The sequence below is a fragment of the Sphingobacteriaceae bacterium GW460-11-11-14-LB5 genome (assembly GCA_002151545.1).
In the GTDB taxonomy this organism is placed as follows: Bacteria; Bacteroidota; Bacteroidia; order Sphingobacteriales; family Sphingobacteriaceae; genus Pedobacter.
Map to the genome: position 1 here is coordinate 6,172,496 of CP021237.1, position 9,571 is coordinate 6,182,066.

Below are 9,571 nucleotides of genomic sequence, written 5' to 3' on the forward strand. Positions count from 1 at the left end.
GCTTAAAAATATATGGAGACCTCACGATTGGCCTATCATTCAGTATAATAAAAAGACAAGCCATCATGCTCCATAGCAGCTAAAAATAAAGCTAAAAGTAAATTATAACAGATGAAGATAGCCGTTATTGGTACCGGATACGTAGGTTTAGTTACCGGAACCTGTTTAGCAGAAACAGGAAATGATGTAATATGTGTTGACATTAATGAAGCGAAGGTAAAAAAAATGCAGGCTGGCGAAGTGCCGATTTACGAGCCTGGTTTAGATCTTTTGTTCCATAGAAATATAGAACAGGAAAGGTTAACTTTTACTACAAATCTGGCAGATGCCGTAAAAGATGCGCAAATTATTTTTATGGCTTTGCCAACGCCTCCTGGTGGAGATGGTGCTGCCGATCTTTCTTATATTTTAGGTGCTGCAAAAGATATTTCCAAACTGATTACTGAATATAAGGTGATCGTAAATAAATCAACTGTTCCGGTTGGAACGGCAGATAAGGTAAAGGCTGTTTTTGCCGAAAATACCTCAGTTGAAGTGGATGTAGTTTCGAACCCGGAGTTTTTAAGAGAAGGGGTAGCTGTTGATGACTTTATGAAACCTGACCGCGTTGTGTTAGGAACTAAAAGCGAAAAAGCGAAGAAGTTAATGACTGAATTATATGGTCCTTATGTACGTCAGGGGAATCCAATTCTTTTTATGGATGAGCGTTCTTCTGAACTGACCAAATATGCAGCAAACTCTTTCCTTGCCACCAAAATTACCTTTATGAATGAGGTTGCCAACCTTTGCGAACTGGTAGGTGCTGATGTTGATTCGGTAAGAAGAGGCATAGGTTCTGACGACCGTATCGGTAAACGTTTCCTTTTTCCGGGCGTAGGTTACGGCGGTTCCTGTTTTCCGAAAGATGTTCAGGCTTTGGTAAAATCATCTGATGATTATGCTTACGATTTTCAGATCCTGAAATCGGTAATGGAGGTTAACGAAAGACAAAAAACCATCCTTGTTGATAAGGTGTTGAAATATTATAAAGGTGATATAAAAGGCAAACATTTTGCACTTTGGGGTTTGGCTTTTAAACCAGAAACCGACGATATCCGTGAGGCACCGGCCTTATATATTATCGATGCACTGGTTAAGAATGGTGCTACCGTTACCGTATTCGATCCGGAAGCGATGACCAATGTTAAAAATGTTATTGGCGATCAGGTAAATTATGCTAAAAACCAGTACGAAGCTTTGGAAGGTGCTGATGCACTGTTGATTGCGACGGAGTGGTCGGTTTTCCGTAATCCTGATTTTGAAAAAATTGATAACATTTTAAAAAATAAAGTGGTTTTCGACGGTCGAAATTTGTACGATTTGCAAAAAATGATCGATCTTGGCTATTATTATAACAGCATAGGTAGAAAACTATTAACCCCCTAGCCCCCTGAAGGGGAGACTAAGCACAATGCGCAGTTTAAGGGCGTTTTTAAAAAAAAGAATATGAACGAAAGAAAGGAAAAGTCCCCTTCAGGGGATGTAGGGGCGAAAAAAAGAATATTGATTACAGGTGCAGCCGGATTTTTAGGCTCACACCTTTGTGATCGTTTTGTGAAAGAGGGCTATCACGTTATCGGAATGGATAATCTGATTACGGGTGATATGGCAAATATCGAACACTTGTTCAAGCTGGAGAATTTCGAGTTTTACAATCACGATGTTTCCAAATTTGTGCATATTCCAGGCAAACTTCATTACATTTTACACTTTGCTTCACCTGCAAGTCCGATCGATTACCTTAAAATCCCGATCCAGACACTTAAAGTAGGTTCATTAGGTACGCATAACCTTTTGGGGCTTGCCCGTAATAAAAATGCGAGGATGCTGATTGCATCAACCTCTGAAGTTTATGGAGATCCAAATGTAAATCCTCAGCCTGAGGAATATTGGGGCAATGTAAATCCGGTTGGTCCGCGTGGGGTTTACGACGAGGCCAAACGTTTTCAGGAAGCCATTACCATGGCCTACCATACTTTCCATGGCGTAGAAACCCGGATTGTTAGGATTTTTAATACCTACGGGCCGCGAATGCGCCTGAATGACGGCCGTGTTTTACCTGCATTTATCGGACAGGCTTTAAGAGGCGAAGATTTAACTATATTTGGTGACGGAAGTCAGACACGTTCTTTCTGTTATGTTGATGACCTGATAGAAGGGATTTACCGTTTATTGATGAGCGATTATGCGCAGCCGGTAAACATTGGTAACCCGGATGAAATCACCATCAAGCAGTTCTGTGAGGAAATTATCAAGCTTACAGGTACCACGCAGAAAATCGTTTATAAAGAACTTCCGCAGGATGATCCTAAACAGCGCAGGCCGGATATAACCAAAGCGAGAACGATACTGGGATGGGAGCCAAAAGTAGGCCGTGCCGAAGGATTGAAAATTACATACGAATATTTTAAATCATTGCCTGCAGAGGCTTTGGAAAAGATAGATCATAAAGATTTTACCACATTTAACCGTTAAAATGGCAAAAATATTAGTTACCGGTGGAACAGGATACATAGGTTCGCACACCGCAGTAGAATTACACAACGCAGGTTACGAAGTTGTGATTGTAGACAACCTTTCTAACTCGAATATCAAAATTTTAACCCAGCTTCATGCCATCACTGGCAAATGGTTCGATTTTCATGAAATCGATCTGCAGGATGACAGGGCGGTTCAGGAATTTGCAGAAAACCATACCGACATTGATGGAATTATCCATTTTGCAGCATCAAAAGCTGTAGGCGAATCGGTAGAACAGCCCTTAAAATATTATAAAAACAATTTTTACGGTTTAATTAACCTGTTAACCTCGTTTAACAGAAAGATAAATTTTGTATTTTCTTCATCTTGTACCGTTTATGGACAGCCAGAAACGTTACCGGTAACTGAGGCGGCACCAGTACAGAAGGCTGAATCTCCTTATGGAAATACCAAGCAGATTGCTGAAGAAATATTAGCAGAAACAGCAGCCGTAACACCAGCGTTAAATATTATCGCTTTGCGTTATTTTAACCCGGTTGGTGCACACGAAACTGCTTTGATTGGCGAGTTGCCAAATGGTGTGCCTGCAAACCTTGTTCCTTTCATTACGCAATCGGCAATTGGCAAACGTGGTCCGATTACCGTTTACGGTGATGATTACGATACCCCTGATGGTTCTGCTATCCGCGATTATATCCATGTGGTTGATCTGGCAAAAGCACACGTTGCTGCCATAAAAAAATTAGAAGAAGGAAACCCTAACGGTAATTACGATGTTTTCAATATCGGTACAGGTAAAGGTTCTTCTGTTTTAGAAATTATTGCAGCTTTCGAAAAAGTGAACGGAGAAAAGCTTGATTATAAAATCGGACCAAGAAGAGCAGGTGATATTGTTCAGATTTATGGCGATGTTCAAAAATCGAATAACGAACTGGGCTGGAAAGCTAATCTTGATATCAATGAGATGATGCGTTCTGCCTGGGAATGGGAAAAATACATTAAGGCTAACCCTTTTTAAATGAAATTATCGGAGCACAAAGATTTAAAAACTGCCATAACAGAATTGCCTGTTAAAGAAAAAGACAAGCTATTGCTGCGTTTGGTGGCTAAAGATAAAGTGCTTACCGAACATCTTCATTACAAATTGTTAGAAGATGCCACCGATTTAGATGATCGGAAAGAAAGGATTAAAGCTGATGTGGAAGAACAGGTGCTGGAACTGAAAAAACTAAATGCTAAAGAAGCTTTGGTAAAAGTTCGGAAGATGATCACCTCGGTTAACCATTTTTATAAAGTAACAAAAGATCCGGTTGGCGAGGTAGAACTAAAATTGTTTATCCTCAATGCCATCCCTTTTGATTATAAGAAATCAATTTTTGGTTACCGCGATTTTATGATGCTTTTTAGTATTTTTTACTTAAAAACTGTCGCGGTAACCTTAAATAAATTCAAAAAACTACACGAAGACCTGCAGTTCGATTTAAGCGAAGACTTAAATAATTTGTTAGCTAAAATCTATTCTTCTAAATTAGCAGGCGCAGCAGAGGCAAGCAATTTGCCCAAAGAGATCAGTTAAAGTTATGACCTACCATTATGTTCGGATTATTTAAAAAGAAAAAAATAGCACCCGAATTTAATTTCTCCGGTATTGGAACAGATATGCACTCGCACATTATTCCAGGGATTGATGACGGCGCGCAAACGCTTAAAGATTCTTTCCTTTTGGCCAAAAAATTTAAAGCTTTAGGTTATAAGAAACTGATTGCCACACCACACATCATGGCCGATTATTTTCGAAATACACCCGATACCATTAACCGTGGTCTGGATACCTTGCGAAAAGGCTTGCAGGAAATTGAACTGGATCTCGAAGTTGATGCCGCTGCCGAATATTACCTGGATGAAACCTTAGAGAAAAAAATCAGACAAAAAGAGGTGTTAACTTTTGGAAATAATTATCTTTTGTTTGAATTATCTTATATCAATGCACCTCAGAACCTGATCGATTTTATAAAGATGATGCAGGATGCCGGATACAAGCCTGTTCTGGCCCACCCTGAGCGGTATCCCTATTACTACAATGCTTTCGAAAGCTATCACCAGATTAGAGAAACTGGTTGCCTGTTGCAAATGAACGGTATTGCTTTAACCGGTTATTATGGTGCTGGGGCAAAAAAAGTAGCAGGAGAAATGGTGGAAAACCATATGGTCGATTTTATAGGCAGCGATATGCATCATTTAAAGCATGCTGAAGCACTCGAAGATAGCCTTAGCACACCATTAATGCAACAATTGCTTACGCAACATCAGCTTATTAATGCGTTGCTTTAAATTGGGTTAACTGTTTAAATTGGTTAATCGGTTAATTGTATAGAGCCTCCAGCAGTTAACCAGTTTAAACAATTAACCGATTTAACATTACTCATATCTCAATGCCTCCACAGGATCTAGCTTTGATGCTTTTTTAGCAGGATAATATCCCGACAGAATTCCTACAAATACACATAATACAAAACCGCCGATAATAAATAGCCATGGGATCAAGAAGGCACCACCCATAGCGAGGGAGATCAGGTTGCCTAAAACTATTCCCAGAAAAATACCCAGGGCACCACCCATTAAACAGATTACGACTGCTTCAATTAAAAACTGGTGACGAATTACCTTTGGGTTTGCGCCGATCGCTTTACGGATACCAATTTCGCGTGTACGTTCGGTAACGGAAACCAGCATGATATTCATTAAGCCAATGGAGGCGCCAATCAGGGTAATAATTCCAATAGCAACCCCACCAATAGCCACAAAGGCCAGATTTTCGAATAATGTTTGCGCAATGGCATCACTCTTGGTAATCTCGAAATTATTGGTTTCGTTCACCTTTACCTTGCGGATATTTCTGAATAGCGCAGTAGATTCGCCAATAATGTTTTCCTGCATCTCGTTGCTAGGCACCATTACGGTGATGGTGTAAGATGGATTGGCATTGGCGTTAATTTGCTTGGCTTTTAGCAAAGGCACATAGACCGCCCTGTCGCCGCTAAAGCCCATACTCGAGCCTTTTTTCTCTAATATGCCAACAATTTTAAAACGGTTATTACCTACATTAATCAGTTTATCCAGGGGATCTGAATCTTTGAACAATTTTTCAACCACTTCACCCCCAACAATACAAACGTTGCTCCCGAGTTGGATTTCGGAAACACTAAAATTTCTTCCTTGTGATAAATTTAGACCTTGCGAGGCTAAACCGTTTTCATCTATACCCTGAACGTTAATGTTTGGATTTGTTTTTAAACTGCCGTATTTGATGGTAGAACCTCCACTGGCAAATACACTTACCGCAACGGTTGCAGGGGTATTCAGGCTATCTTTAAACTTAACGGCATCTTCATAGCGGATGGCTTTAAAAGGTTTTGGCCGTTTACCATTTCCAATTCTAATCCCCGTGCCGCGGTTTCTGATGGTAAAAGAGTTGGCGCCCATGCTACTAAAAGCATCGGTCATACTTTTCTTTACAGCATCCAGAGTGGTTAAAATCCCAACCAAAGCCATTAAACCTATGGCAATAATTAAGGCGGTAAGCATAGTACGCAAGCGGTTCGCTTTAATAGATTCTAATGCCAGTCTGATGTTTTCTCTGTAATTCATTTATTGTAAGTATCAAGTATCGGATCAAGTATTGAGTATCAAGTATTAAGATGGATTAACCTTATACCCTATACCTTTTGCCTTCAACCTCTATGGGTAAAAATAAAAAAAGTCCCGATGTTTAGACAAGGGGACTGCACTATATGTTACAATAATATTTTATTTATGCCGAGAAACTCGTGCCACAGCCACAAGTGCTGGTTGCATTAGGATTAACGAAAGTAAAACCACGAGAATTTAATCCATCCTGCCAGTCGATCATCATGCCCATTAAATACATCTGGTGTGCTTTGTTCATGAAAACTTTAATGCCATCAATAAAAAATTCCTGATCGCCATCTTTTTTCTGATCAAAACCTAAAACGTAATTCATGCCAGCACAGCCGCCACCCTCTACGCCTACGCGTAATCCGTAATCTTCACTAATCTCCTGCTGATCCCTTAATTTATATAACTCTTTGGCTGCTCCTTCTGAAAAAGTAACGGGTGCAAATGCTGTATCAACTGTTGTGCTCATGTTATTTAAATTTTATCTGTTACAAATATAAATAATAATGCACATTTTTGCTTTTAACGGTCTGTTAATATTACCGTAATTAAACAATACTTATGAATACCCAACAAATTTTAGTTGATATAGTTGTCTTATTTGCAGGCATTTTCGCTGCGCTAATCGCCCTTTATTACATTCTAAGGAACGATATCCAGCGTTTCTTTGACTTAAAAACGATCGAGCTGAACAAAGAAAGCCGGGCGCATATTTTGCCCTTACGTTTACAGGCACACGAACGTTTAATCATATTTATCGACCGGATTAACCCCGCTAATTTGCTTGTTCGCCTGCACCAGCAAGGAATTGGCATTGGTACTTTACAAGCTGGTATCTTAAACGAAATTCGCTCGGAGTACCAGCATAATATTACCCAGCAGTTGTATGTAGATAGCGTAACCTGGACTGTGGTGCGAAAATTAAAGGACGATACCATTGCCATGATTAATAATGCCGTACAAGGTTTACCTGCCGATGCAAATGGGATTGAACTCAGCAAGGCAATTTTACAGCACATGGCCAGTAAAGATGAAAACCCTTACGATTTAACCATCGAACTGATTAAAAAAGACATCCATAAGCTGTTTTAAGGAAGGTTAACTGGTTAATTGTTTAAATCGGTTAGCTGCGAATCCTTGGAATTCGAATAATAATTTTTCGTTAGGCTGTTAACCAATTAACCAGTTTCAAACAGTTACGCAACTTGCCGTACTAATGAACCAATGACTATTGAACCAATGAACTAACTTATTATGAGCGAAAAGAAGCACACCACCACCTCAGGCATTGAAATCAAAGCGCTGTACACCAAAGCGAAGCCGATGGAAGAGCTGCCGGGCGAATTTCCCTTTACCAGGGGGATTCAGAAGGATATGTACCGGGGCCGTTTATGGACAATGCGGCAGTATGCAGGCTTTTCGACCGCTGAAGAATCAAACAAGCGTTACCATTATTTATTGGCGCAGGGAACAACGGGCTTATCTGTTGCTTTTGATCTTCCAACGCAAATTGGTTACGACTCTGATCATGAAATGGCCGATGGCGAGGTGGGTAAGGTGGGCGTGGCTATCGATTCGTTAAAGGATATTGAAATTCTATTTGATGGTATTCAGCTGAAAGACATTACCACTTCGATGACAATCAATGCAACGGCTTCAATTTTGTTGGCCATGTATATTGCGCTGGCCAAAAAACAAGGTGCAGATTTAAAACAGATTTCAGGCACGATACAGAACGACATCTTAAAAGAATATGCGGCGAGGGGAACTTATATTTATCCGCCAAAACAATCGATGCGATTAATTACCGATATTTTTGAGTTCTGCAGCAAAGAAGTGCCGAAGTGGAATACCATTTCTATATCCGGCTACCATATTCGCGAGGCCGGATCTACCGCGGTGCAAGAACTTGCTTTTACATTGGCGAACGGTAAAACCTATTTAAAAGCAGCGCTGGATAAAGGTTTAGATATTAATGTATTTGCGAAACGTTTGTCGTTCTTCTTCAATTGCCACAATAATTTCTTTGAAGAAATAGCAAAATTTAGGGCCGCAAGGCGCATGTGGGCCAAAATTACCAAAGATTTGGGGGCCACAGACGAAAAAGCACAGATGCTCAGATTTCATACCCAAACCGGAGGTTCAACCTTAACTGCACAACAGCCGTTAAACAATGTAATCAGGGTAAGCAATCAGGCTATGGCGGCCGTTCTTGGCGGAACTCAATCCCTGCATACCAATGGTTACGATGAAGCACTTTCGCTTCCAACGGAATCGGCTGCAAAAATTGCTTTACGTACCCAGCAGATCATTGCCTTCGAGAGCGGTGTTACCGATACCGTAGATCCATTGGCAGGATCATTCTTTGTAGAAAACCTAACCGATGAAGTAGAAACGGCTGCCTGGGCTTATATCGATCGGATAGACGCTATGGGTGGCTCGGTTAATGCCATCGAAAGCGACTACATGCAAAATGAGATTGCCGGTGCATCTTATCAGTATCAAAAAGAAATCGAAAGCGGCGAAAGGATCTCAGTAGGGGTAAATAAGTTTACCCAGGAGGAAGAAGGTTTGACCGAAGTTTTTAATATTGATGATTCTATCCGTAAGCTGCAATCTGAAAAACTGGAAATTTTAAAAACCACCCGTGATAATGATGCCGTAGAAAAAGCATTGCAAAGTTTGCATGAAGCGGCCAAAGGCGAAACTAACTTAATGCCATTGATTATAGATGCGGTTGAAAAGTATGCTACGCTTGGCGAAATTGCAGATGTGTTTAGGGGTACTTTTGGCGTTTACTAACAAAGCTTCGGCAACCTGATTGGTGTTTCATTTCAGGTCAAAATTAAAGGCATGCTGCTTTTGATGAAGGGGTAATAAAATGAACAAATATCTTATTCACTGATCTCAAATTTAAGGAGTTGAATTGTCGTAAAATTCATACAAAAATAAGGCATAATGAATTAATCTAAAATCGATTTGAACGATTGGCTTAAATTAATATTAATTTATTTATCTTATGGCTTTGATTTTCAGTTAATTCGACTAATAAAAAGACTAAAACGCTTAACTAGTGCCTAAAATGGCTTAGATTTTGCTTTTTCAACAGCGATTCGAAGTGATGAGGGTATATTGATGTTAAATAATGGTTAATGTGGATAACCAGTGTTAATAAATAGTTATCAACATAAAAAATTGAGGTTAAGCGGGCTACTATATTCCTTATCAGTACGTTACGATTTATTTGAAATTTTTGTTTAAAATGTTGATAATTTTCTCAATATTCGTAGTCCCTAAACGGACCATCCCTTTAATTCGAATAGGCACTGTAAACCAATAAATTATAGAAATCGCA

At 39.7% G+C, this 9,571-nt stretch carries 9 protein-coding genes; 7 read left to right on the plus strand and 2 right to left on the minus strand.

Features of this window, described 5'->3' with window-relative positions; translation table 11 throughout:
* Positions 1-111: 111 nt before the first annotated feature.
* Genes CA265_25420 through CA265_25440 form a run of 5 tightly spaced genes read left to right on the plus strand, consistent with a single transcriptional unit; the run spans position 112 to position 4,851 of the window.
* The gene (locus tag CA265_25420; GenBank protein ARS42819.1) at positions 112-1,425 is read left to right on the plus strand and encodes a UDP-glucose 6-dehydrogenase; all 1,314 of its coding nucleotides are present in this window, start codon (positions 112-114) and stop codon (positions 1,423-1,425) included.
* A 60-nt stretch (positions 1,426-1,485) separates the two neighbouring features.
* Complete coding sequence (locus CA265_25425) at positions 1,486-2,514, plus strand: NAD-dependent dehydratase (GenBank protein ARS42820.1); 1,029 nt, start codon at positions 1,486-1,488, stop codon at positions 2,512-2,514.
* A 1-nt stretch (position 2,515) separates the two neighbouring features.
* Positions 2,516-3,538 (plus strand): UDP-glucose 4-epimerase GalE, encoded by a 1,023-nt coding sequence (locus CA265_25430; protein ARS42821.1) that lies wholly within the window; start codon positions 2,516-2,518, stop codon positions 3,536-3,538.
* Positions 3,539-4,096, plus strand: coding sequence for a hypothetical protein (locus CA265_25435; GenBank protein ARS42822.1), 558 nt, complete (start codon positions 3,539-3,541; stop codon positions 4,094-4,096).
* A gap of 17 nt (positions 4,097-4,113) precedes the next feature.
* A complete protein-coding gene (locus CA265_25440) occupies positions 4,114-4,851 on the plus strand; it encodes a capsular biosynthesis protein (protein ID ARS42823.1) in 738 nt (245 codons plus the stop codon).
* Positions 4,852-4,938: 87 nt separating this feature from the next.
* Here the strand turns inward: CA265_25440 and CA265_25445 are convergent, their stop codons facing one another.
* Together CA265_25445 and CA265_25450 are read right to left on the minus strand one after the other, a co-directional pair.
* Positions 4,939-6,168 (minus strand): ABC transporter, encoded by a 1,230-nt coding sequence (locus CA265_25445; GenBank protein ID ARS42824.1) that lies wholly within the window; start codon positions 6,166-6,168, stop codon positions 4,939-4,941.
* Positions 6,169-6,331: 163 nt separating this feature from the next.
* A complete protein-coding gene (locus CA265_25450; protein ARS42825.1) occupies positions 6,332-6,685 on the minus strand; it encodes an iron-sulfur cluster assembly accessory protein in 354 nt (117 codons plus the stop codon).
* 92 nt (positions 6,686-6,777) lie between these two features.
* Between CA265_25450 and CA265_25455 the strand changes: the two genes are divergently transcribed.
* Positions 6,778-7,308 carry a hypothetical protein gene (locus CA265_25455; GenBank protein ARS42826.1) on the plus strand — a complete coding sequence of 177 codons (531 nt, stop codon included), beginning with the start codon at positions 6,778-6,780 and terminating at the stop codon, positions 7,306-7,308.
* 162 nt (positions 7,309-7,470) lie between these two features.
* Positions 7,471-9,018: a methylmalonyl-CoA mutase gene (locus CA265_25460; protein ARS42827.1), complete on the plus strand. Its 1,548-nt coding sequence runs from the start codon at positions 7,471-7,473 to the stop codon at positions 9,016-9,018.
* Positions 9,019-9,571: the final 553 nt, after the last annotated feature.

Excerpts from the sequence above, each read along its gene's own strand:
- CA265_25460 (ARS42827.1), top strand. The coding sequence starts at position 7,471 with ATGAGCGAAAAGAAGCACACCACCACCTCAGGCATTGAAATCAAAGCG.
- CA265_25450 (ARS42825.1), bottom strand. The coding sequence starts at position 6,685 with ATGAGCACAACAGTTGATACAGCATTTGCACCCGTTACTTTTTCAGAA.
- CA265_25455 (ARS42826.1), top strand. The coding sequence starts at position 6,778 with ATGAATACCCAACAAATTTTAGTTGATATAGTTGTCTTATTTGCAGGC.
- CA265_25420 (ARS42819.1), top strand. The coding sequence starts at position 112 with ATGAAGATAGCCGTTATTGGTACCGGATACGTAGGTTTAGTTACCGGA.
- CA265_25440 (ARS42823.1), top strand. The coding sequence starts at position 4,114 with ATGTTCGGATTATTTAAAAAGAAAAAAATAGCACCCGAATTTAATTTC.
- CA265_25435 (ARS42822.1), top strand. The coding sequence starts at position 3,539 with ATGAAATTATCGGAGCACAAAGATTTAAAAACTGCCATAACAGAATTG.
- CA265_25445 (ARS42824.1), bottom strand. The coding sequence starts at position 6,168 with ATGAATTACAGAGAAAACATCAGACTGGCATTAGAATCTATTAAAGCG.
- CA265_25430 (ARS42821.1), top strand. The coding sequence starts at position 2,516 with ATGGCAAAAATATTAGTTACCGGTGGAACAGGATACATAGGTTCGCAC.
- CA265_25425 (ARS42820.1), top strand. The coding sequence starts at position 1,486 with ATGAACGAAAGAAAGGAAAAGTCCCCTTCAGGGGATGTAGGGGCGAAA.